15 protein-coding genes and 2 tRNA genes are annotated in these 22,958 nt (G+C 60.8%); 12 read left to right on the top strand and 5 right to left on the bottom strand.

All coding sequences use genetic code 11. From position 1 onward, the window contains the following. The first annotated feature begins 25 nt into the window (after positions 1-25). Positions 26-1,960: a methyl-accepting chemotaxis protein gene (locus KW846_RS15285; RefSeq protein ID WP_218483164.1), complete on the top strand. Its 1,935-nt coding sequence runs from the start codon at positions 26-28 to the stop codon at positions 1,958-1,960. Between the two features lie 86 nt (positions 1,961-2,046). Here KW846_RS15285 and KW846_RS15280 read toward each other — a convergent pair whose 3' ends face one another. The 4 genes from KW846_RS15280 to KW846_RS15265 form a co-directional block, all read right to left on the bottom strand. Next, the gene (locus KW846_RS15280; protein ID WP_218483162.1) at positions 2,047-3,603 is read right to left on the bottom strand and encodes an iron ABC transporter permease; all 1,557 of its coding nucleotides are present in this window, start codon (positions 3,601-3,603) and stop codon (positions 2,047-2,049) included. Beyond that, positions 3,603-4,613 (bottom strand): extracellular solute-binding protein, encoded by a 1,011-nt coding sequence (locus KW846_RS15275; RefSeq protein WP_218483159.1) that lies wholly within the window; start codon positions 4,611-4,613, stop codon positions 3,603-3,605. Before KW846_RS15275 ends, KW846_RS15280 begins: the two co-directional genes overlap by 1 nt. 309 nt (positions 4,614-4,922) lie before the next feature. Next, positions 4,923-5,009, bottom strand: a tRNA-Leu gene (locus tag KW846_RS15270). 168 nt (positions 5,010-5,177) lie between these two features. After that, a tRNA-Leu gene (locus KW846_RS15265) sits at positions 5,178-5,264 on the bottom strand. A gap of 224 nt (positions 5,265-5,488) precedes the next feature. On the opposite strand from KW846_RS15265, the gene rnr reads away from it, so the two are divergent. The 11 genes from rnr (at position 5,489) to KW846_RS15210 (ending at position 22,495) form a co-directional block, all read left to right on the top strand. Next, complete coding sequence (gene rnr, locus KW846_RS15260; protein WP_218476033.1) at positions 5,489-8,125, top strand: ribonuclease R; 2,637 nt, start codon at positions 5,489-5,491, stop codon at positions 8,123-8,125. After that, positions 8,122-8,889: a 23S rRNA (guanosine(2251)-2'-O)-methyltransferase RlmB gene (gene rlmB / locus KW846_RS15255; RefSeq protein ID WP_007973273.1), complete on the top strand. Its 768-nt coding sequence runs from the start codon at positions 8,122-8,124 to the stop codon at positions 8,887-8,889. Before rnr ends, rlmB begins: the two co-directional genes overlap by 4 nt. A 306-nt stretch (positions 8,890-9,195) precedes the next feature. Then, entirely contained in the window at positions 9,196-9,618 is a 423-nt protein-coding gene (rpsF, locus tag KW846_RS15250) for a 30S ribosomal protein S6 (protein ID WP_007973274.1), read from the top strand. A gap of 28 nt (positions 9,619-9,646) precedes the next feature. Next, the gene (gene rpsR, locus KW846_RS15245) at positions 9,647-9,877 is read left to right on the top strand and encodes a 30S ribosomal protein S18 (protein ID WP_002551829.1); all 231 of its coding nucleotides are present in this window, start codon (positions 9,647-9,649) and stop codon (positions 9,875-9,877) included. A 36-nt stretch (positions 9,878-9,913) separates the two neighbouring features. Further along, complete coding sequence (locus tag KW846_RS15240; protein WP_046039838.1) at positions 9,914-10,807, top strand: hypothetical protein; 894 nt, start codon at positions 9,914-9,916, stop codon at positions 10,805-10,807. A gap of 19 nt (positions 10,808-10,826) precedes the next feature. Next, positions 10,827-11,273, top strand: a complete 447-nt coding sequence (gene rplI, locus KW846_RS15235) for a 50S ribosomal protein L9 (protein WP_007973276.1) — start codon at positions 10,827-10,829, stop codon at positions 11,271-11,273. 134 nt (positions 11,274-11,407) lie between these two features. Continuing rightward, positions 11,408-12,805, top strand: coding sequence for a replicative DNA helicase (gene dnaB, locus KW846_RS15230; protein ID WP_007973277.1), 1,398 nt, complete (start codon positions 11,408-11,410; stop codon positions 12,803-12,805). 288 nt (positions 12,806-13,093) lie between these two features. Continuing rightward, the gene (locus KW846_RS15225; RefSeq protein WP_218483157.1) at positions 13,094-15,397 is read left to right on the top strand and encodes a YgiQ family radical SAM protein; all 2,304 of its coding nucleotides are present in this window, start codon (positions 13,094-13,096) and stop codon (positions 15,395-15,397) included. 360 nt (positions 15,398-15,757) lie between these two features. Further along, a complete protein-coding gene (locus KW846_RS15220; protein ID WP_218483155.1) occupies positions 15,758-19,030 on the top strand; it encodes a transglutaminase family protein in 3,273 nt (1,090 codons plus the stop codon). Positions 19,031-19,118: 88 nt separating this feature from the next. Then, positions 19,119-21,605, top strand: coding sequence for a circularly permuted type 2 ATP-grasp protein (locus tag KW846_RS15215; protein ID WP_218483153.1), 2,487 nt, complete (start codon positions 19,119-19,121; stop codon positions 21,603-21,605). Then, positions 21,605-22,495, top strand: a complete 891-nt coding sequence (locus KW846_RS15210; protein WP_218483151.1) for a transglutaminase family protein — start codon at positions 21,605-21,607, stop codon at positions 22,493-22,495. Before KW846_RS15215 ends, KW846_RS15210 begins: the two co-directional genes overlap by 1 nt. A 227-nt stretch (positions 22,496-22,722) precedes the next feature. On the opposite strand, the gene KW846_RS15205 is transcribed toward KW846_RS15210, so the two are convergent. Further along, positions 22,723-22,902: a hypothetical protein gene (locus KW846_RS15205; protein ID WP_007973286.1), complete on the bottom strand. Its 180-nt coding sequence runs from the start codon at positions 22,900-22,902 to the stop codon at positions 22,723-22,725. Positions 22,903-22,958 lie beyond the last annotated feature (56 nt).

Below are 22,958 nucleotides of genomic sequence, written 5' to 3'. Positions count from 1 at the left end.
TGGCGTCCAAGTAGAGGGATTCACAGTGTCGGCCGTTCTCTCACTGTTACAAAGCCGTTTGTTGCGGCCTGTGTTCGTTACCCTGGGTATCGCCCTTTTGGTGCAGGTGCTGGTGGCTGTTGCTCTGACCCGGAGCACGGTGACCGCGCTTGAAGCCGATCTCGGCACGCGCCTGGGCGCGGACAGTCAAAAACTTTCCGCCGAGCTTGAGCAGGCCGGACGTGAAGTCACGTCCAGTCTGGACAGCCTTTCTACCAGTACACGTCAGCGCCTCACGGCCGGTTTGTCCTCGCGTCTTGAGGAAGAGCAGGCGCAACTGCGTTCGACCCTGGAAAAGGACCTGAAGGACTCCGCCAACGATATGGCGCAGCTTCTGGCTTCGGTCGCGCCCCGCGCCATGTGGGACAACGACGTTCCGACGCTGTCCGAATTCGCCCGCCGGGCCCAGCGCAATCCCAATGTGTTGTTCGTGGTGTATGACGACGCTACCGGTCAGCACCTGACGCGCTACCTCAACCGGGAAAACCCGATCAACAAGGCACTGCTGGAAAAAGGCCAGGGCGAGCGGGCGCTCGACAAGGTGCTGGATGCAGCGAAGAACGATCCTTCGGTCTTCTACATCGAGGCCTCGATCAACCCCAATGGCGTGGAAATCGGCAAGGTCCTGATGGGGGTCTCGACGGCTTCCGTGGAGACTGATCTCGCAGCCCTCGACAAGCGCTTCTCGGCATTGATCGCCAGCAGCGATCAACTGGTCGGCGACAGCCTCAAAGGCGCGGCTGCCGACAGCGCAACGGCGATGCGCGCGCGTCTGCAGTCCGCGCAGTCCACAGCGGCTGAAATGAAAGCCAACACCACCAGCACCGTACAGGAAGCCGCTGCAACATTGCGCTGGCGCATCGGCGTGTGTCTGGCAGTCGTGGGTTTTGGTGTCCTGCTGTTGCTGGCGGTGGTGCTCGGTCGTCGAGTGGTCAAACGCCTGAAAATGCTGATCGTTGCCATGGATGACCTGGCCGCGGGCGAGGGCGATCTGACCAAGCGTGTGCAGATCAACAGCAAGGACGAAATCGGCGACATGGCCTCGGCGGTCAATCGCTTTGTGGATAAGTTGCAGCCGATCGTGCGCGAGGCGGGCGATGTGGCTCAACGTACCGGCGTCGAGATTGGTGCCATGACCCTGCGCAACGCGGGTGCGGACGCAGCGGCTGGCATGCAGCGCGACGAAGTGGCGGAGAGTTTGCGTGCCCTGTCGCAAATGGCGGATGAGGCGCAGTCGGAAAGCCACGCCATGCAGGCGGCGCTCAAGCAGGTGGTGGAGATTCGTCAGGCCACCGACGAAAACACCCGCACCTCGGCGAAAGTCGGCAGCCTGATCGAGGAGCTGGCGGGGCAAGTCAATACCGGCGCTCAGGTGATTGAGCGTCTGGCGCAGCAAAGCGAACAGATTGAGGTGGTGCTGACGGTGATTCACGGCATCGCCGAGCAGACCAACCTGCTGGCGCTGAACGCGGCGATTGAAGCGGCGCGTGCCGGCGAGACCGGGCGCGGGTTTGCGGTGGTGGCAGATGAGGTGCGGGCACTGGCGAGCAAGACGCAGAGCTCCACCGGCGATATCCAGGCGCACATCGTGGCGTTGCAGCAGGGTGCGCGTGAGGCGGTCGCAGCAATCGGTCAGGCCGGACGCCAGGCCAACGAAGGTTTAGTGGTGCTGCGTGACAGTGCGCGGTTGCAGCAGTCGGTGCAGGCGTCGGTCGAGCAGGTGCATGCGGCGATTGGACTGGCGACCCAGGCTGCGGCGCATCAGGCTCAGGGGGCGCAGGCTGTGCGAGGTCGGGTCGAGACCATTCATGTACAGGCCGAGAAAGCGGCTCAGGCGGTGGTGGAAACCACGGCCAGCGGTAAGGTGCTGGATGGGTTGGCGGCGCAGTTGAAGGCGAGCCTGGGGCAGTTCAGGGCTTAAAAGATCAAAAGATCGCAGCCTGCGGCAGCTCCTACATGGAAATACGCGTTTTCCTGAGCTGCCGCAGGCTGCGATCTTTTGCTTTGTCAGCGGCTCAAATACATCCGCGTCGTCAGTAGATAAACCGGCAACCCCGACACCACGATCAACAACGCCGCATAAGGCGCCGCCGCCGCAAATTCCACATTCGCGGTGTGTGCCCAAACTTCCGTTGCCAATGTATTCAGCCCGGTCGGACTCAACAGCAAGGTCGCCGTCAGTTCTTTCATCGCATCCAGGAACACCAGGGCAAAAGCCGCGCCCAGTGCCGGGAAAATGATCGGCAGTGTCACTCGGCAGAAAGCGCTGAAAGACGAGGCGCCCAGCGTGCGTGCCGCTTCTTCAAGCTGCGGTGCCGCCTTGTTCAGGGCGGTGCGGATCGGCGCCTGGGCCAGCGGCAGAAACAGCAGTGCGTACGCGATCAGCAGCAATGCCGAAGTCTGGTACAGCATCGGCACGTAGTGCAGGGCGAAATACACCAGGGTCAGGGCGATGACCAGTCCCGGCAGGGCATGCAGCAGATATGGCAAGCGCTCGGCCCAGATCGCCAGTTGGCCCTTATGGCGCACGACCAGCAGGCCGACCGGCACCGCCAGCACCAGGCAAAACGCAGCGCCACCCAGCGACAGCGCGAGGGATGACAGCAATGCTTCACCGATGGCTGCCATTGGAAAGGCCGCCGATGATCCGACTGCCAGCCAGTAAGCCAGCATGCCCAGCGGAATCCCGCTGCCGACGATTGCCAGCAGCAGGCAATAAAGCTGTCCTGCCATTGCCCACGGCCCCAGTTGAACCTGCTCCGCGCGTCGCGCCGCACCCTGGCCGGTGCGCACGTGTCGACCTTTGCCGCGCACGCGCAGCTCCAGCCACAGCAGCGCCAGGCAGAGCATCAGCAATACGGCGGAGAGCATCGCCGCGTTGGCATTGCTGAATTCCAGCTCGAACTGCTGGTAGATCGCCGTGGTGAAGGTTTGCAGGCCGATGATCGACAGCGCGCCGAATTCCACCAGCATGTGCAGGGCGATCAGCAAGGAACCGGCGAGCAGCGATGGCCATAGCAGGGGTAGGGTGACCTTGAAGAACACGCCCCAGCGGTTCTGTCCCAGCGTGCGCGCCGACTCTTCCAGTGAAGGGTCGAGATTGCGCAGGGTCGCCGCCACCGGCAGGAATATCAGCGGGTATTTAGAGAGCGTCATCACCAGAATCGCCCCGCCGAGCCCTTCGAAATGAGCGCTCAATGAAACCCAGGTGAAGCTGCTGACAAACGCCGGTACGGCGAAGGGCAGGCAGAGGATCACGCCCCACAGGCGTCGCCCCGGCAGACTGCTGCGCTCCAGCAGCCACGCCAGCGACAGGCCGATCACGCCGCAGGCCAGCGTCACGCCGACCATCAGGGCCAGGGTGTTGCGCAGCAGTCCGAACACATAGGGGCGCCACAGCAAATGCAGCGCCTCGGCCCAGCCTGCTTGCCAGGCCTTGAGCCCGACATAGGCCAGCGGCAGCAGGCTGAGCACCACCAGTAGCAAAACCGGCAGGACCAGCCAGATCGACGGCCGCTTGCGCCGTGGCATGTACCCGCCATGCGCGGAAAGCGATGCGCTCATCAGTTCAGGCCAACATCACGTTCCAGATCCAGGGCTTCTTCGGCGTTGCCCAGGTCGGCTGGCGTGACTTTCGGTGCTTGCAGCTCGCTGAATGGCTTGAGCCCGCGATCAGACTCCATGCCTTTGTGCAGCGGGTATTCGGCGGTGGTCTGGGTGATCACGCGCTGGCCTTCTTCGCTGGCCATGTAGGCGAGCAATTGCTGTGCTTGTGTTGGGTATTTGCTGGATTTCAGCACGGCTGCGCTGGACACGGTGATCAGCCCGCCGACGTCGCCGCCGGTGAAGTAGTGCAGTTTCGAATCGAGCTGGCCTTTTTCACGCTGCAAGGCGAACCAGTAGTAGTTGTTGACCAGTACGGTGGCCACTTCGCCATTTTCCACGGCTTTGAGCGCGACCATATTGTTGCTGTAGGTCTTGCCGAATGCGCGCAGCCCGGTCAGCCATTCTTCGGCAGCGTCCATGCCGTGCACTTTGATGATGGCCACGGCTTGTTCCTGAAAGGCGCCGCTGGTGGGCACGAAGCCGACCTTGCCTTGCCATTTTGGATCGGAGAATTCCATCACCGAGGTCGGCAGGTCTTTTTCATCAATCAGCTTGGGGTTGTAGGCGACGACGCGCACCCGGGCAGTCACGCCAATCCAGGTGCCATTGCTGGCGACGTATTCCTTGGGCAGAACGGCCAGCGTGGCGTCATCCGCCTTGGCCAGCAGGCCTTGTTCGCCAAGTTTGTTCAGTGGCGGCGATTCTTCGGTGTAGATCACGTCGGCAGGGGAGCGATCGCCTTCTTCGACGACCTGGCTGGCGAGCTGGTTGCTGCTGCCTTTGCGTACATTGACGTGGATCCCGGTCTTGGCTTCGAAGGCTTTGGCGACCGCGTCGCCGACTTCTTTGTGTTGGCCGTTGTAGAGCGTCAGGGAAACCGGGTCGGCGGCTTGGGTGAGGGGAGTGGCGAGAGCCAGACCGAGCAGGGTGATGGTCAAGCCGCGGCGCAGGGTATTTCGAAACATCATTCGCAGGGTTCCTCACTGTCGCATTGCAAAAACTTGCAACAATGATAAACGATATTGTTTCTCAAATGCGCCTTGCGGGTTGGATTTCCTTTTGGTACAGGCTGCCGATGACCCTGTAGGAGCGAGCCTGCTCGCGATGGTTTTCAACGATAACGCGGGGTGCCTGCATGCCAGTGTTGTCTGGGCGTGCATCGCGAGCAGGCTCGCTCCTACAGAAGGGCGGTAGAGAACACTTCTGGAGGTCAGAAACGCAAAAACCCGCTTTCGCGGGTTTTTGTGAAATTCAAGGCCGTAACCTTGAATTTGAATTGGTGCCCAGAAGAAGACTCGAACTTCCACGACCGTAAGGTCACCAGCACCTGAAGCTGGCGTGTCTACCAATTTCACCATCTGGGCATTCATCTTCAGCGTTGCCGCTGTTGATGTGGCGCACTATACGGAGAGCGTTTTGATCTGTAAACCCCTGATTTTAAAAATTAATAAACCAGTGGTCCAGAATGCAAAAACCCGCTTTCGCGGGTTTTTGTGTGAGCCTTGAAATTGAACTAATCTCAAGCTCGAAATTGGTGCCCAGAAGAAGACTCGAACTTCCACGACCTTGCGGTCACCAGCACCTGAAGCTGGCGTGTCTACCAATTTCACCATCTGGGCAGTATCGGCAACGTCTCCGTCGTCGATGGCGCGCACTATACGGAGCGTCTTTTTAACTGTAAACCCCCGGAATCAAAAAAACCTGGAAAATTTCGCCAGCGGTCTTCAAAACAGCTTTGCGGTGTCGATACAGGGCTTTAGATGGGTCGTCTTAGCCTGAAATTTCCCGTTTCATTACGCCTATGCCAAACTAACCCGCATATAGACAAGGTGAAAACTCTCTAATGGCCGATTGGCAGTCCCTCGATCCCGAGGCCGCTCGTGAAGCGGAAAAATATGAAAACCCTATTCCTAGCCGCGAACTGATCCTTCAGCATCTTGCTGATCGGGGTTCGCCTGCTAACCGCGAGCAACTGGTCGAAGAGTTTGGTCTGACCACAGAAGACCAGATCGAAGCCCTGCGCCGCCGCCTGCGCGCCATGGAGCGCGATGCTCAACTCATCTATACCCGTCGCGGCACTTATGCGCCGGTGGACAAGCTTGACCTGATCCTGGGCCGCATCAGCGGTCACCGCGACGGCTTTGGCTTCCTGGTGCCGGACGACGGCAGTGACGATCTGTTCATGAGCCCGGCGCAGATGCGTCTGGTGTTCGACGGTGACCGCGCCCTGGCGCGTGTTTCCGGCCTGGATCGTCGTGGTCGCCGCGAAGGCATGATCGTCGAAGTGGTATCCCGTGCTCACGAAAGCATCGTCGGTCGCTACTTCGAAGAGGGCGGTATCGGTTTCGTCGTCGCGGATAACCCGAAGATCCAGCAGGAAGTGCTGGTGACACCGGGCCGTAATGCCAACGCGCAGATCGGTCAGTTCGTCGAAGTGAAGATCACTCACTGGCCGACGCCACGCTTCCAGCCGCAAGGCGACGTGGTTGAAGTCGTGGGCAACTACATGGCGCCGGGCATGGAAATCGACGTCGCCCTGCGTACCTATGACATTCCTCACGTCTGGCCTGACGCCGTGCTCAAGGAAGCTGGCAAGCTCAAGCCGGAAGTCGAAGAGAAAGACAAAGAGAAGCGCATCGACCTGCGCCATCTGCCGTTCGTCACCATCGACGGCGAAGATGCCCGCGACTTCGACGATGCGGTCTATTGCGAAGCCCGTCCTGGCAAGCTGCGCCTGTTCTCGGGTGGCTGGAAGCTGTACGTGGCGATTGCCGACGTATCCAGCTACGTGAAGCTTGGTTCGGCACTGGATGCCGAAGCGCAGGTTCGCGGCAACTCGGTGTACTTCCCCGAGCGCGTGATTCCGATGTTGCCTGAGCAGCTGTCCAACGGCCTGTGCTCACTGAACCCGCAAGTCGATCGCCTGGCCATGGTTTGCGAGATGACCATCTCCAAATCCGGCGAAATGACCGACTACTGCTTCTACGAAGCGGTGATCCACTCCCATGCGCGCCTGACCTACAACAAAGTCAGTGCCATGCTCGAAACGCCGAAAGCCACCGAGGCGCGCAAGCTTCGCGGCGAATACACCGACGTCGTGCCGCACCTCAAGCAGCTGTACTCGCTTTACAAGGTGTTACTGGCGGCCCGTCACGTTCGTGGCGCGATCGATTTCGAGACCCAGGAAACCCGGATCATCTTCGGTTCCGAGCGCAAGATCGCCGAAATCCGTCCGACCGTGCGCAACGATGCACACAAGCTGATCGAGGAATGCATGCTGGCGGCCAACGTGGCCACCGCCGAATTCCTGAAAAAACACGAAATTCCTGCGTTGTACCGTGTTCACGATGGTCCGCCACCGGAGCGTCTGGAAAAATTGCGCGCCTTCCTCGGCGAGCTCGGCCTGTCCCTGCACAAGGGCAAGGACGGTCCGTCGCCGAAGGATTACCAGGCATTGCTGGCTGGTATCAAGGATCGTCCGGATTTCCACCTGATCCAGACCGTCATGCTGCGTTCGTTGAGCCAGGCTGTGTACAGCGCCGATAACCAGGGGCACTTCGGCCTGAATTATGAGGCGTACACGCACTTCACCTCGCCGATCCGCCGCTACCCGGATTTGCTCACGCACCGGGCGATTCGCAGCGTGATCCATTCGAAGCAGAACACCCCTCACGTTCGCCGTGCCGGTGCGATGACCATTCCGAAGGCGCGCATCTATCCGTACGACGAAGCGGCCCTGGAGCAACTCGGCGAGCAGTGCTCGATGAGCGAACGCCGTGCCGACGAAGCGACCCGCGACGTGGTGAACTGGCTCAAGTGCGAGTTCATGAAAGATCGCGTGGGCGAATCGTTCCCGGGCGTGATCACTGCCGTGACCGGTTTTGGTCTGTTCGTCGAACTGACCGATATCTACGTCGAAGGCCTGGTGCACGTCACCGCGCTGCCGGGCGATTACTACCACTTCGATCCTGTGCACCACCGCCTGGCCGGTGAGCGCACCGGTCGCAGCTTCCGCCTGGGCGACACCGTAGAAGTGCGAGTCATGCGCGTCGACCTCGACGAGCGCAAGATCGACTTCGAGATGGCCGAAAAAACCATCAGCGCACCGATCGGCCGCAAAAAGCGCGGTACGGAAGCGGCAGCACCTGCAGCCCTCTCTACAAAAACAGTCGCAGAACCGGCCCCGGCGAAAACCGGTCGCCGTCCTGCCAAGGAAAAGGCGGTGGAAGCCTATCGCCCTAGCGATGCCGCGGCGAAAAACGCCGAAGTGCGCAAAAGTCGTGAAATGAAACAGGCGTTGCTGGCCGGTGCGAAAAGCGGCGGTAAAGCGGCGTCTGGGGGAAAGACCAGCCGGTCGGCGCCTGACAAGGCCGTCGGCGGCAAGCCAGCCAAACCGAGCAAACATCGTAAAGGCCCGCCAAAAGCGGGCTCGGCTCCAGCCAAGAGTGGCGGGGCGCGTAAACCTAAGGCCAAGCCATGAGTCAGTTGGAAAAGATCTACGGCGTTCATGCTGTAGAAGCGTTGTTGCGTCATCACCCGAAACGCGTGAAGCAGATCTGGCTGGCCGAAGGCCGCAATGATCCTCGGGTCCAGACGCTGATTGAGCTGGCCAATGAAAACCGGGTCCAGGTCGGCCAGGCCGAGCGCCGCGAAATGGACGCCTGGGTTGAAGGTGTGCACCAGGGCGTGGTCGCGGACGTGAGTCCAAGCCAGGTCTGGGGCGAGGCAATGCTCGACGAACTGCTCGATCGCACCGACGGTGCACCGTTGTTGCTGGTGCTCGACGGCGTGACCGATCCGCACAACCTCGGTGCCTGCTTGCGTTCCGCCGATGCGGCGGGCGCGCTGGCAGTGATCGTGCCGAAGGACAAGTCAGCCACGCTGACTCCGGTTGTACGAAAAATTGCCTGCGGCGCGGCGGAAGTGATTCCGCTGGTTGCCGTGACCAACCTGGCGCGTACCCTGGAAAAGCTCCAGCAGCGTGGCTTGTGGGTTGTCGGTACGGCCGGCGAAGCTGAGGTCAGCCTGTATGACCAGGATCTCACCGGTCCGACCATCCTGATCATGGGCGCCGAAGGCAAGGGCATGCGTCGCCTGACCCGTGAGCATTGCGACTATCTGGTGAACCTGCCGATGGCCGGTAGCGTCAGCAGTCTCAACGTTTCCGTGGCGACCGGCGTTTGCCTGTTCGAAGCGCAGCGCCAGCGCAGCGTCAAAGCCAAGGCTGCCGCCAAGAAATCCTGATCCGGTTGCAGTCCCTGTGGGAGCGGGCTTGCTCGCGAAAGCGGAGTAACATTCAGCAAAGATGTTGAATGTCGTACCGCATTCGCGAGCAAGCCCGCTCCCACAGTGTTTTGCGGTGTGGCATGAATTTGGTGGCTGTTCAAATAATCACCAATTACCTTGCGCCTCTCTCGCCCCTTCTCTACAATTGCGCCCCTTGCTGTGATGGCAGGCACCAACGTGTCTAGCGTCCGCAAGTCCATAAGTGTCATTCACTCCTTGTCTGACCGCTTTTGAGCGGCAGGCTACAACCCGTAAGGAGCATTCATGCGTCATTACGAAATCATCTTTTTGGTCCACCCGGATCAAAGCGAGCAAGTCGGCGGCATGGTTGAGCGTTACACCAAGCTGATCGAAGAAGACGGCGGCAAAATCCACCGTCTGGAAGATTGGGGCCGTCGTCAACTGGCCTACGCAATCAACAATGTTCACAAGGCTCACTACGTGATGCTGAACGTTGAGTGCACTGGCAAGGCCCTGGCCGAGCTGGAAGACAACTTCCGCTACAACGATGCAGTGATCCGTAACCTGGTCATCCGTCGCGACGAAGCCGTTACCGGCCAGTCCGAGATGCTCAAGGCTGAAGAAAACCGCAGTGAGCGCCGTGAGCGTCGCGACCGTCCTGAGCACGAAGGCGTTGAAAGCGCTGACAGTGATGACAGCGACAACAGCGATAACGCTGACGAGTAATCCACGGACCTTTTAAGGAGCCTATCAAATGGCACGTTTCTTCCGTCGTCGTAAATTCTGCCGCTTCACCGCTGAAGACGTGAAAGAGATCGATTACAAAGATCTCAACACTCTGAAAGCCTACGTATCCGAGACCGGCAAAATTGTTCCAAGCCGCATCACCGGTACCAAAGCTCGTTATCAGCGTCAGCTGGCCACCGCTATCAAGCGCGCCCGCTTCCTGGCCCTGCTGGCCTACACCGACAGCCACGGCCGCTGAGACCGGGCAGTCGACACGTAGCAAAGGATTGAATGCATGCGGGCCATAGCTGAGTTCATCATGCGCGGCCGTATGCAGGCCACTCTGGTAGTGGCTGGATGCGCGGCATTGCCGTTGTTGTATTGGTTGGGTGCTGCCGCCGGATGCCTTGTGCTCCTGCGGCGCGGATTGAGGGACGCCCTGGGCGTTCTTGCTCTGGGACTGCTGCCGGCATTGGCCTGGTGGCTTTACTCCGACGACCCACGGGCACTTCTGGTGCTGCTGGGGTCTGCGAGCCTTGCGTTGGTTTTGCGCGCAAGCGAGTCCTGGAACCGCGTGCTGCTGGTCAGCATAGCGATGGGAGTGGTGTTTTCAGTGGTGTTGGGGACAGCTTTTGCTCCCCAGATCGAGATGCTGGCGCAGGCTTTGATCAAAGTCATGCCGTCGCTACTCGGCGATGTCTACCAGAAGTTGTCGGTAGACGAACAAGCGCGTTTCGCGTCCCTGATTGCACCGGTCCTGACCGGCCTGATTGCGGCATTGTTGCAAATCGTCAGCTTGCTGAGCCTGCTTGTCGGGCGCTACTGGCAGGCGTTGTTGTACAACCCTGGCGGTTTTGGTCGCGAGTTTCGCGCCATCCGCTTCCCGCTGTTGCCGGCGATGTTGCTGCTGGCGTGCATGCTTCTGGGGCCGAATCTCGGTTCACAGATGGCTATGTTGACGCCGTTGTGCAGTGTACCGCTGGTGTTCGCCGGGCTGGCCCTGATTCACGGGCTGGTGGCGCAGAAGCGACTGGCCAGGTTCTGGCTGGTGGGGTTGTACGTGACGCTGTTGCTGTTCATGCAACTGATCTATCCGTTGCTGGTGGTCCTGGCCATCGTCGACAGCCTGATTGATTTTCGCGGTCGTTCGGCACCGAAAGATGCCGATAACGCGAACGGTGAAGGTTAAAAGTTAAGAGGATTTTCACATGCAACTGATCCTTCTGGAAAAAGTCACCAACCTGGGCAACCTGGGTGACAAAGTGAACGTTAAGGCTGGTTACGGTCGTAACTACCTGCTGCCTTACGGCAAAGCTACCGCTGCGACCCCAGCCAACCTGGCTGCGTTCGAAGAGCGTCGCGCTGAGCTGGAAAAAGCTGCAGCAGATCGCAAAGCATCGGCTGAAAGCCGCGCTGCCCAACTGGCCGAGCTGGAAGTGACCATCACTGCCACCGCTGGCGACGAAGGCAAGCTGTTCGGTTCGATCGGTACTCACGACATCGCTGACGCACTGACCGCCTCCGGCGTTGAAGTGCAGAAGAGCGAAGTTCGTCTGCCGAACGGCACCATCCGCAACGTAGGCGAATTCGACGTAGCCGTGCACCTGCACGCCGAAGTTGAAGCCACCGTACGCGTTGTCGTGGTAGCAGCTTAAGCAGCACTTGTCGGCTGGCACCCTCGGGTGCTTGCCGGTAACATCGGGCACGATCCTGTTTACAGGTCGTGCCCTTTGTCTTTCTGGCATCCCAGTTTTTACATTCCTGCTTTCCAAAAAAAAACCAAGTGGCCATGAACGAAATCTTAGCTCCCGAGCAATACGACCTGCAAACCGCCGCGCTGAAGGTGCCGCCGCATTCCATCGAGGCCGAACAGGCCGTGCTCGGTGGTCTGATGCTGGACAACAACGCCTGGGAGCGTGTGCTCGATCAAGTCTCCGACGGCGATTTCTATCGACACGACCACCGCCTGATTTTCCGTGCGATCGCCAAACTGGCCGATCAGAACTCGCCGATCGACGTCGTGACCCTTGCCGAGCAATTGGACAAGGAAGGTCAGACCTCGCAAGTCGGTGGCCTCGGCTACCTCGGCGAGCTGGCGAAAAACACGCCGTCCGTCGCCAACATCAAGGCCTATGCGCAGATCGTTCGCCAGCGCGCGACCTTGCGTCAATTAATCGGCATCAGCACCGAAATCGCCGACAGCGCCTTCAATCCTGAGGGGCGCACGGCAGAAGAAATCCTCGATGAAGCTGAACGGCAGATCTTCCAGATCGCTGAGGCCCGGCCAAAAACCGGTGGCCCAGTGGGTGTGAACGAGTTGCTGACCAAGGCCATCGACCGCATCGACACCCTGTTCAACACCGACAACGCCATCACCGGCCTGTCCACCGGCTACACCGACCTCGACGAGAAAACCAGCGGCCTGCAACCGGCCGACCTGATCATCGTCGCCGGCCGTCCGTCCATGGGTAAAACCACCTTTGCGATGAACCTGGTGGAAAACGCCGTGCTGCGCAGCGAGAAGGCCGTCCTGGTGTACTCCCTCGAGATGCCAGGCGAATCGCTGATCATGCGTATGCTGTCTTCCCTCGGCCGCATCGACCAGACCAAGGTGCGTTCCGGTCAGTTGGAAGACGACGACTGGCCGCGCCTGACCTCGGCGGTCAACCTGCTCAACGACCGCAAGCTTTTCATCGACGATACCGCGGGCATCAGCCCGTCGGAAATGCGCGCCCGGACCCGTCGTCTGGTGCGCGAACACGGCGATGTCGGCCTGATCATGATCGACTACCTGCAGCTAATGCAGATCCCGGGTTCCAGCGGTGACAACCGGACCAACGAGATCTCCGAGATCTCCCGTTCCCTGAAAGCCCTGGCCAAGGAATTCAACTGCCCGGTGGTGGCGCTCTCGCAGCTCAACCGCTCCCTGGAACAACGGCCCAACAAGCGCCCGGTGAACTCCGACTTGCGGGAATCCGGAGCGATCGAGCAGGACGCCGACGTGATCATGTTCGTGTATCGCGACGAGGTGTATCACCCGGAAACCGAGCACAAGGGCATTGCCGAGATCATCATCGGCAAGCAGCGGAACGGGCCGATCGGCTTTATCCGCCTGGCCTTTATCGGTAAGTACACCCGATTCGAGAACCTGGCGCCGGGCAGCTATAACTTCGACGATGACGAGTAACTGTTGACGCAGGGCCCCTGTGGCGAGGGGGCTTGCCCCCGTCCGGCTGCGAAGCAGTCGTAAAACCAGCCAACTCGTTTCATCTGGAGAATGGGGGGGCTCAGGATTTGGGGTTGCTTCGCAACCCAACGGGGGCAAGCCCCCTCGCCACAAGGGTTGTGTGTTGCTCCAAGGTATTGCGCTATAGCATCTCCCACCAATTTCCGACCACAGCCGTCGGAATTGGTCAAAATTTGTGCTATATTCCGCGCCCGCGAAATTCAATGAAAGCCAACACCGGTTATCGACATGCAAGCAGCCAAGCCGTTATTTGACTATCCCAAGTACTGGGCCGAATGTTTCGGGCCAGCGCCGTTCCTGCCCATGAGCAGGGAGGAGATGGATCAGCTCGGCTGGGATTCCTGCGACATCATCATCGTCACCGGTGATGCCTACGTCGATCACCCGTCGTTCGGCATGGCGATCATCGGCCGGCTGCTGGAGTCCCAGGGCTTCCGCGTCGGGATCATTGCCCAGCCGAACTGGCAGTCCAAAGACGACTTCATGAAGCTCGGCGAGCCGAACCTGTTCTTCGGTGTCGCGGCCGGCAACATGGACTCGATGATCAACCGCTATACCGCGGACAAGAAAATCCGTTCCGACGATGCCTACACGCCGGGTGGCCTGGCGGGCAAGCGTCCGGACCGCGCCAGCCTGGTCTACAGTCAGCGCTGCAAGGAAGCCTACAAGCACGTGCCGATCGTGCTCGGCGGCATCGAAGCGTCGCTGCGTCGCATCGCGCATTACGACTACTGGCAGGACCGAGTGCGCAACTCGATCCTGATCGACGCCAGCGCCGACATCCTGCTCTACGGCAACGCCGAGCGCGCGATCGTCGAGGTCGCCCAGCGTCTGTCCTACGGTCACAAGATCGAAGACATCACCGACGTGCGCGGGACCGCATTCATCCGTCGTGATACGCCGCAAGGCTGGTACGAAGTCGATTCCACGCGCATCGACCGTCCGGGCAAGATCGACAAGATCATCAACCCGTACGTGAACACCCAGGACACCGCTGCCTGCGCCATCGAGCAGGAAAAAGGTCCGGTCGAGGATCCGCAGGAAGCCAAGGTCGTGCAGATTTTGGCTAGCCCGCGCATGACCCGCGACAAGACCGTGATCCGTCTGCCGTCGGTGGAAAAGGTCCGCAATGATGCGGTGCTCTACGCCCACGCCAACCGCGTGCTGCACCTGGAAACCAACCCGGGCAACGCCCGTGCGCTGGTGCAGAAGCATGGCGAAGTCGACGTCTGGTTCAACCCGCCACCGATTCCGATGACCACCGAAGAAATGGACTACGTGTTCGGTATGCCTTATCAGCGCATTCCGCACCCGGCGTACGGCAAGGAAAAGATCCCGGCCTACGAGATGATCCGTTTCTCGGTAAACATCATGCGTGGTTGCTTCGGCGGCTGTACCTTCTGCTCGATCACCGAGCACGAAGGACGGATCATCCAGAACCGTTCCCACGAGTCGATCATTCGCGAAATCGAAGAAATTCGCGACAAGGTTCCCGGTTTTACCGGTGTGATCTCCGACCTCGGCGGCCCGACCGCGAACATGTACCGCATCGCTTGCAAAAGCCCGGAAATCGAATCCGCGTGCCGCAAGCCATCCTGCGTGTTCCCTGGCATCTGCCCGAACCTGAACACCGACCACTCGGCGCTGATCCAGCTGTACCGCAGTGCCCGTGAATTGCCGGGTGTGAAGAAGATCCTGATCGCTTCCGGCCTGCGTTATGACCTCGCGGTCGAGTCGCCGGAATACGTTAAAGAGCTGGTGACCCACCACGTTGGTGGTTACCTGAAGATCGCCCCGGAACACACCGAGGAAGGTCCGCTCAACCAGATGATGAAACCGGGCATCGGCAGCTATGACAAGTTCAAGCGCATGTTCGAGAAGTACTCCAAGGAAGCGGGCAAGGAGCAGTACCTGATCCCTTACTTCATCGCGGCCCACCCGGGCACCACCGATGAAGACATGATGAACCTGGCCCTGTGGCTCAAGGGCAACGGTTTCCGTGCCGACCAGGTGCAGGCGTTCTACCCGTCGCCGATGGCCACCGCCACCGCGATGTACCACTCGGGCAAGAACCCGCTGCGCAAGGTCACCTACAAGAGTGACGCGGTGACCATCGTCAAGAGCGAAGAGCAGCGTCGTCTGCACAAGGCGTTCTTGCGTTATCACGACCCGAAAGGCTGGCCGATGCTGCGTGAAGCACTGACCCGCATGGGCCGCGCCGACCTGATCGGGCCGGGCAAGAACCAGTTGATTCCTTTGCACCAGCCGTCGACTGACAGCTACCAGAGCGCCCGTCGCAAGAACTCGACGCCGGCTGGCAGCCATAAAGTGGCCAAGGAAAAGACCACCAAGATCCTCACCCAGCACACCGGCCTGCCACCGCGTGCCAGCGATGGCGGCAACCCGTGGGACAAGCGCGAACAGGCCAAGGCGGCGGCGTTCGCCCGCAACCAGCAGGCGGCCAAGGAACGCAAGGACGCGGCCAAGGGCAAGGGGCCGAAGCCGGCTCGCAAGCCCGTCGTCCCGCGATAAGCCTCGCCCGCTGAACAGAACGCCAACCTTCGGGTTGGCGTTTTGCATTCCGGGCTTGGAGGGTGTGCAGGGCTGCTGGCCTCTTCGCGGGCAAGCCCGCTCCCACAGGTTTAGAGGCGTTCGCAAAAATTGTGTTCGACTCGGACACTGTGGGAGCGGGCTTGCCCGCGAAGAGGCCGGTTTTGGCGGCGACTATGCAACTGAACGCCACAAATACGTGCAACTCTTGCAATCCAATTCTCTGCACCGCCCGGTTTTGGTGCTGTACTGCCTCAGGCAACCGAAGAAAGCGCCAGCAATGCGGGATGGCATAAGTCTTGCGCGCTTTCCCACACGCTCAAGGCTCGCAGGAGGCACGCCGTGTCGATTCATGTCGCATTGCACCATGTCACGCATTACCGCTATGACCGCGCTGTCGAGCTCGGCCCGCAGATTGTTCGCCTGCGTCCCGCCGCCCACAGCCGCACGCGGATTCTGTCTTATGCGCTGAAAGTCTCGCCCGAGCAGCACTTCATCAACTGGCAGCAGGACCCTCAGGGCAATTACCTGGCGCGGCTGGTATTCCCGGAGAAAACCGAAGAACTGCGGATCGAGGTCGATTTGCTGGCGGAGATGGCGATCTTCAATCCGTTCGACTTCTTCCTCGAACCCTACGCGGAAAAGATCCCCTTCACGTATGCCGCAGATGAGCGCAAGGAACTGGCGCCGTACCTGGAAACCTTGCCGCTGACGCCGAAATTCAAGGCCTATCTGGACGGCATCGACCGCACACCGTTGCCTGCCGTGGACTTCCTCGTCGCACTCAACCAGCGCCTGAGCGAAGACATCGACTACTTGATTCGCATGGAACCCGGCGTGCAGACGCCGGAACACACCCTCGAACACGCCTCCGGTTCCTGCCGTGACTCGGCATGGTTGTTGGTGCAACTGCTGCGCAATCTCGGGCTGGCGGCGCGCTTCGTGTCGGGTTACCTGATCCAGCTCACCGCCGACGTGAAAAGTCTCGACGGCCCGTCGGGCACCGAAGTGGATTTCACCGACCTGCACGCCTGGTGCGAGGTGTACTTGCCCGGTGCCGGCTGGATCGGCCTGGACGCTACCTCCGGGCTGTTTGCCGGTGAAGGACATATTCCGCTGGCCTGTAGTCCCGATCCTTCTTCTGCGGCGCCGATCAGTGGCCTGGTGGAGCCCTGCGCGTGCGAATTCAGCCACGAAATGTCCGTGGAGCGGATTTGGGAAGCGCCGCGGGTCACCAAGCCCTACACCGACGACCAGTGGCTGGCGATTCAAGCCCTGGGCCGACAGATCGATGCCGACTTGCTGGAGGGCGATGTGCGCCTGACCATGGGCGGCGAACCGACCTTTGTGTCCATCGATGATCCGGACGGCGCCGAATGGAATACCGCGGCACTGGGGCCGGATAAACGACGGTTGTCCGCCGATCTGTTCCAGCGCATGCGTAAACACTACGCGCCCAATGGACTGGTGCATTTCGGGCAAGGCAAGTGGTACCCCGGCGAGCAACTGCCGCGCTGGTCGCTCAATTGTTATTGGCGCCGCGACGGTGTGCCGATCTGGCGCAACAGCGCGCTGATTGCCGACGAACAACAAGACTACGGTGCCGATGGCGCGCTGGCCGGACGTTTTCTGGCGAGTGTCGCCGAACGCCTGAACATTCCGACACGCTTCGTTTTTCCAGCCTACGAAGACAACTTCTATTACCTCTGGCGCGAAGGGATGCTGCCGCAAAACGTCAGCGCCGAGGATTCCCGTCTGGAGGAACCGCTGGAGCGGGCACGTCTGCGCAAGGTATTCAGCCAGGGGTTGGATAAGGTGATTGGCCAGGTCCTTCCGCTGGCGCGCACCGCCAAGGGCGATCAGTGGCAGAGCGGCCGCTGGTATCTGCGCGACGAGCACTGCCGACTGGTGCCGGGGGATTCGCCGCTGGGCTATCGCTTGCCGCTGGGGTCGCAACCCTGGGTGAAAGCGGCGGAATATCCATTCATTCATGCGCAAGACCCGAATCAGGATTTCTCGCCGCTGCCTGACACTGGCCAACTTCCGAGCCAGGGCGCAGCCGTCACAGAAGAGCGCGCGCCCAAAATCGACGAGTCCGCCGACTGGCTGACCCGCACGGCCTTCTGTGCCGAGGCGCGGGAAGGCCGGTTGTACCTGTTCATGCCGCCGCTGGAGCGGGTCGAGGATTACCTCGAACTGGTCGCGGCCATCGAAGCCACCGCTGAAGAACTGATGTGCCCGGTATTGCTGGAGGGCTATGAGCCGCCGAGCGATCCACGCCTGAGCAACTTCCGCATCACCCCGGACCCGGGGGTGATCGAGGTCAACGTGCAGCCGTCCGCGACCTGGGATGAATTGGTCGAGCGAACGGAGTTCCTCTACGAAGAAGCACGCCAGACCCGCCTGACCACCGAGAAATTCATGATCGACGGTCGGCACACCGGTACGGGCGGCGGTAACCATTTCGTGCTGGGCGGTGCGACCCCGGGGGACTCGCCGTTTCTGCGTCGCCCGGATCTGCTGCGCAGCCTGATCAGCTACTGGCACAACCATCCATCGCTGTCCTACCTGTTTTCCGGGCTGTTCATCGGCCCGACGTCCCAGGCGCCCCGCGTCGACGAAGCGCGCAACGATGCCTTGTACGAACTGGAAATCGCCTTCGCGCAGATGCCTGAAGCGGGTGAGGAATGTCCGCCATGGCTGGTGGATCGACTACTGCGCAACCTGCTGATCGATGTCACCGGCAACACCCACCGCGCCGAGTTCTGCATCGACAAACTCTATTCGCCGGACGGTGCCACCGGGCGTCTCGGATTGCTGGAGCTGCGTGCGTTCGAGATGCCGCCCCATGCCCGCATGAGCCTGGCGCAACAATTGTTGCTGCGGGCGCTGGTGGCGCGGTTCTGGCGCGAGCCCTATGCACCGCCAAAACTCGCGCGCTGGGGCACGGAACTGCACGATCGCTTCCTGTTGCCGCACTTTATCGAGCAGGATTTTGCCGATGTCATCGTCGACCTCAACGCCGCCGGCTATCCGGTGCGGGCCGAATGGTTCGCCGCGCATCTGGAGTTCCGTTTTCCCAAGGTGGGCGATTACGCCGTCAGTGGTATTGCCCTGGAACTGCGCCAGGCACTTGAGCCCTGGCACGTGCTGGGTGAAGAGGGCGCCATGGGCGGCACGGTGCGTTACGTGGATTCGTCGCTGGAGCGTTTGCAGGTCAAGCTCAGCGGCTTGCCGCCCCAGCGTTACCTGCTGACCTGCAACGGTATTCCTGTTCCATTGCAGCCCACCGGGCGTGTAGGTGAATTCGTCGCGGGCGTGCGTTTTCGTGCCTGGCAACCGGCCAACTGCCTGCAGCCGACCATCCCGGTCCACGCGCCGCTGGTATTTGACCTGCTCGATACCTGGATGCAGCGTTCGCTGGGCGGCTGCCAGTACCACGTCGCCCACCCGGGCGGGCGCAATTACGACAGTTTGCCGGTCAATGCCAACGAGGCCGAGAGTCGGCGGATGGCGCGCTTCTTCCGCATCGGACACACGCCGGGGAAACTCCCTGTACCCCATCTGGACATTAACGATGAGCTACCGATGACGCTCGATTTACGACGTTTCTAAACCGTCCGCGACGCTCGGATTTTTCGTATATCCGGGCGTCACGAGCCTGCGCTAGTCTGACCGATCATTGCTGTCTGCCGAGCTTTCCATGCCTGACCTGCTTGACCGCTACCCGCTGACGGCGGGCACCTATCACGAACTGCTCGACGACAGTGGCGCCGTGCGCCCGCACTGGCGCCGGCTGTTCGAGCAGTTGCAACGCAGCACGCCGGCACAACTGGTACAGCGTCAGGCCCTACTGACCCGGCAAATCCAGGAAAACGGTGTCACCTACAACGTCTATGCCGACCCCAAGGGCGCTGACCGGCCATGGGAGCTGGACCTGCTGCCCCATGTGATCGCTGCTGATGAGTGGGAGCACTTGTCGGCCGGCATCGCTCAGCGGGCGCGTTTGCTCAATGCCGTGCTGGCTGACCTTTACGGTCCGCAACGGCTGATTGCCGAAGGACTGCTGCCCGCCGAGCTGGTGTTCGGTCACAACAATTTCCTTTGGCCCTGTCAGGGCATCAGCCCGCCTGACGGAGCCTTTCTGCATCTGTATGCCGTGGATCTGGCGCGCACACCCGATGGCCGCTGGTGGGTCACGGCGGACCGTACCCAGGCGCCGTCGGGTGCCGGGTATGCGCTGGAAAACCGCACTATCGTGTCCCGGGCCTTTCCCGAGCTGTACCGCGATATGAAAGTGCAGCACCTGGCCGGGTTCTTCCGCACCTTGCAGGAAACCCTGGTCCGTCAGGCCCCGAGTGACGGGGATGCGCCTTTGGTAGTGCTGCTGACACCCGGGCGTTTCAACGAAAGCTATTTCGAACATCTGTACCTGGCGCGTCAGCTCGGTTATCCGCTGGTGGAGGGCGGCGACCTGACGGTGCGCGATGCCACGGTCTACCTGAAGACCCTGAGTGGGCTGCGGCGGGTGCACGCGATCATGCGGCGGCTCGACGATGACTTCTGCGACCCGCTGGAACTGCGCACCGATTCGGCCCTCGGTGTACCGGGCCTGCTGGAAGCGGTGCGGCAAGGGCGGGTGCTCGTGGCCAACGCGCTCGGCAGTGGTGTGCTGGAATCGCCGGGCTTGTTGGGTTTCCTGCCGAAGATCAATCAGTTCCTGTTCGGCGAAGAGCTGATCCTGCCGTCCATCGCCACCTGGTGGTGCGGTGAAGCGCCGGTATTGGCCCAAGCCCTGGAAAAACTGCCGGAGCTGCTGATCAAACCGGCGTTTCCGTCCCAGAGCTTTGCACCGGTATTTGGCCGCGACTTGAGTGAAAAACAGCGCCAGGAGCTCGCCGAGCGCATGCAGGCACGGCCATACGCTTATGTAGCGCAAGAACTTGCGCAATTGTCCCAGGCGCCGATCTGGCAAGCCGAAGACGGTCAACTGCAGCACCGGGCTATCGGCATGCGCGTGTATGCGGTGGCCAGCCGCGAGGGATATCGGGTGTTGCCCGGTGGCTTGACCCGGGTCGCCGCACAAGCCGATGCCGAAGTGGTGTCAATGCAGCGTGGCGGCGCCAGCAAGGACACCTGGGTGCTGGGCGATCGTGCGCCCAGCGGCGAACAATGGAAGGCCCAGCGCAATATCGGTGTGCATGATCTGGTGCGGCGCGATCCGTATCTGCCATCGCGGGTGGTGGAAAACCTGTTCTGGTTTGGTCGTTACTGCGAACGTTGCGACGACAGTGCCCGTTTGCTGCGCATCATGCTCGCGCGCTATGTCGACGGCGACGACCCGCAAGCCTTGCAGGCCGCAGTCGATCTCGGCGAACGTTTGATGCTGCTGCCCGATGAGGGCGAATTACCCGAACGCCTGTTGGCAGCATTGCTCGGTGACGACTGGCCGTTCAGCCTGCGCTCCAACCTGCAACGCTTGCAGTGGGCCGCTTCGCAGGTGCGCGGCAAGCTCTCGCGGGAAAACTGGCAGGCGCTGGTGGAGTTGCAGCGTGAAGCCATGGAGCTGGAAACCGAAGAACCGGACTTCGGCGAGTTGCTGGATTTCCTCAACCGCTTGGTGATGTCCCTGGCGGCGCTGTCCGGTTTTGCCCTGGACGACATGACCCGGGACGAAGGCTGGCGTTTCCTGATGATTGGCCGGCGGATCGAACGCCTGCAATTTCTCAGCGGCAGCCTGGCGGCGTTCCTGCGGGGCGCCGGGGTCTTCGATCAGGCCGGGCTGGAATGGTTGCTGGAACTGGGCAACAGCAGCATCACCTACCGCTCGCGCTATCTGGCGGTCGCGCAACTGATCCCGGTGCTCGACCTGTTGTTGCTCGACGAGCAGAACCCTCACGCCGTGTTGTTCCAGTTGAAACTGGTGACGCGCACCCTCAAGCGTCTCAACGACGACTTTGGCGTACCGCGTGAAACAATACTGCCGCAATTGGTCGAGCGTCTGGCGCGATTCGATCTGGGGTGCCTGGAAAACCCGTTGTTCGGCGACGCCAGTGTTCGCGCCGCCATCGAAGGGCTGGCCGCACTGTTGCAGGAGATCGCCGATGCCAGCGGGCAAGTCTCCGATCGCCTGGCGCTGCGGCATTTCGCCCATGTCGACGATGTCAGCCAGCGCACGGTGTCCGTCTGATGAGCGCCCACTACCAGATTTTCCACGACACCCATTATCACTACGACAGCCCGGTGTCCCTGGCCCAGCAACTGGCACATTTGTGGCCGCGGCCTTGTGCCTGGCAGCGCTGCACCGACCGGCAATTGCAGATCAGTCCGCAGCCGACCTCGCGTCGCGATGAGCTGGATGTATTCGGCAATCCGCTGACCCGGCTGGCATTTGAGCGTCCCCACGATGAGTTGCTGGTCAACGCCAGTCTCACCATCGAAGTGTTGCCCCGACCTGTGCCGGACTTCAGTGGGTCTGCGGCGTGGGAACACACACGAAGCGCGCTGACCTACAGCAGCCAGCCGTTGTCGCCAGAATTGCTCGAAGCCTGCCGATACCGGTTCGAATCGCCGTATGTGCATTTGAAGAAAAACTTCGTCGAGTTCTCGCAAAGCTGTTTTCCACCCGGTCGACCGTTGTTGCTCGGCGTGCAGGCGCTGATGGAGAAAATCTTCAGCGAATTCACTTTCGATGCCGAAGCTACCCAGGTGGCGACGCCATTGGTGGAAGTGCTGGAGCGCCGACGCGGGGTCTGTCAGGACTTTGCTCACCTGATGCTCGCTTGCGTGCGTTCCCGAGGGTTGGCGGCGCGCTATATCAGCGGCTACCTGCTGACCCAGCCACCACCGGGCCAGCCACGGCTGATCGGTGCCGATGCGTCCCACGCCTGGGTCTCGGTGTTTTGCCCGGTGTCGGGGTGGGTGGATTTCGATCCGACCAACAATGTGCAGCCGGCGCTGGAGCACATCACCCTGGCCTGGGGCCGGGATTTTTCCGATGTGTCGCCCTTGCGGGGGGTAATCCTGGGAGGAGGTAACCACGACCCGGAAGTTCGGGTAACCGTGATGCCACTGGAATAGCCCCCGCCCCTGTAGGAGCTGTCGAGTGAAACGAGGCTGCGATCTTTTGATCTTCGAAAAAAAATCAAAAGATCGCAGCCTCGTTTCACTCGGCAGCTCCTACAAGGGGAATGTATAGCGATTCTGGAGAGGGGTATTTCAGATTGGTCTGTGAGGATCGGCAGCCAAGCTGCCAATCCATTACACAGATCCGGTGGGCCAGATCAGATCAACCGGCCCGGAGGTTCTCAGGCGTCGGGCGCCGAGTCTTTCGGTGCATCAACATCGTCTTCTGCCGCCACTTCACCCTCAGGGTTCAGTGCCGCTTCTTCAGCTGTAGCTTTCTTGCGCTGAAGCTTTTCCTCTTTCTTCTGCTCCTTGGCCAAGTCTCTCTGACGTTTGGCGAAGGAATAATTAGGTTTAGCCATGGGCGATCCTCTGGGGTCGAAGGTGAGGTTGAGCGGCGCATATTCTGCCCTGTATC

Origin of the sequence: Pseudomonas sp. PDM32 (assembly GCF_019219225.1) — a bacterium.
Taxonomy (GTDB): domain Bacteria; phylum Pseudomonadota; class Gammaproteobacteria; order Pseudomonadales; family Pseudomonadaceae; genus Aquipseudomonas; species Aquipseudomonas laurylsulfatiphila.
The sequence above is the reverse complement of the archived record's forward strand: the minus strand, read 5'-3'. Positions and strand labels throughout refer to the sequence as shown.

Bases quoted from the DNA above. Each gene is read 5' to 3' on its own strand.
- KW846_RS15280 (WP_218483162.1), bottom strand. From the start codon at position 3,603: ATGAGCGCATCGCTTTCCGCGCATGGCGGGTACATGCCACGGCGCAAG.
- KW846_RS15215 (WP_218483153.1), top strand. From the start codon at position 19,119: ATGCCTGACCTGCTTGACCGCTACCCGCTGACGGCGGGCACCTATCAC.
- KW846_RS15275 (WP_218483159.1), bottom strand. From the start codon at position 4,613: ATGATGTTTCGAAATACCCTGCGCCGCGGCTTGACCATCACCCTGCTC.
- rnr (WP_218476033.1), top strand. From the start codon at position 5,489: ATGGCCGATTGGCAGTCCCTCGATCCCGAGGCCGCTCGTGAAGCGGAA.
- dnaB (WP_007973277.1), top strand. From the start codon at position 11,408: ATGAACGAAATCTTAGCTCCCGAGCAATACGACCTGCAAACCGCCGCG.
- rpsF (WP_007973274.1), top strand. From the start codon at position 9,196: ATGCGTCATTACGAAATCATCTTTTTGGTCCACCCGGATCAAAGCGAG.
- KW846_RS15205 (WP_007973286.1), bottom strand. From the start codon at position 22,902: ATGGCTAAACCTAATTATTCCTTCGCCAAACGTCAGAGAGACTTGGCC.
- KW846_RS15225 (WP_218483157.1), top strand. From the start codon at position 13,094: ATGCAAGCAGCCAAGCCGTTATTTGACTATCCCAAGTACTGGGCCGAA.
- rpsR (WP_002551829.1), top strand. From the start codon at position 9,647: ATGGCACGTTTCTTCCGTCGTCGTAAATTCTGCCGCTTCACCGCTGAA.
- rlmB (WP_007973273.1), top strand. From the start codon at position 8,122: ATGAGTCAGTTGGAAAAGATCTACGGCGTTCATGCTGTAGAAGCGTTG.
- rplI (WP_007973276.1), top strand. From the start codon at position 10,827: ATGCAACTGATCCTTCTGGAAAAAGTCACCAACCTGGGCAACCTGGGT.
- KW846_RS15240 (WP_046039838.1), top strand. From the start codon at position 9,914: ATGCGGGCCATAGCTGAGTTCATCATGCGCGGCCGTATGCAGGCCACT.
- KW846_RS15210 (WP_218483151.1), top strand. From the start codon at position 21,605: ATGAGCGCCCACTACCAGATTTTCCACGACACCCATTATCACTACGAC.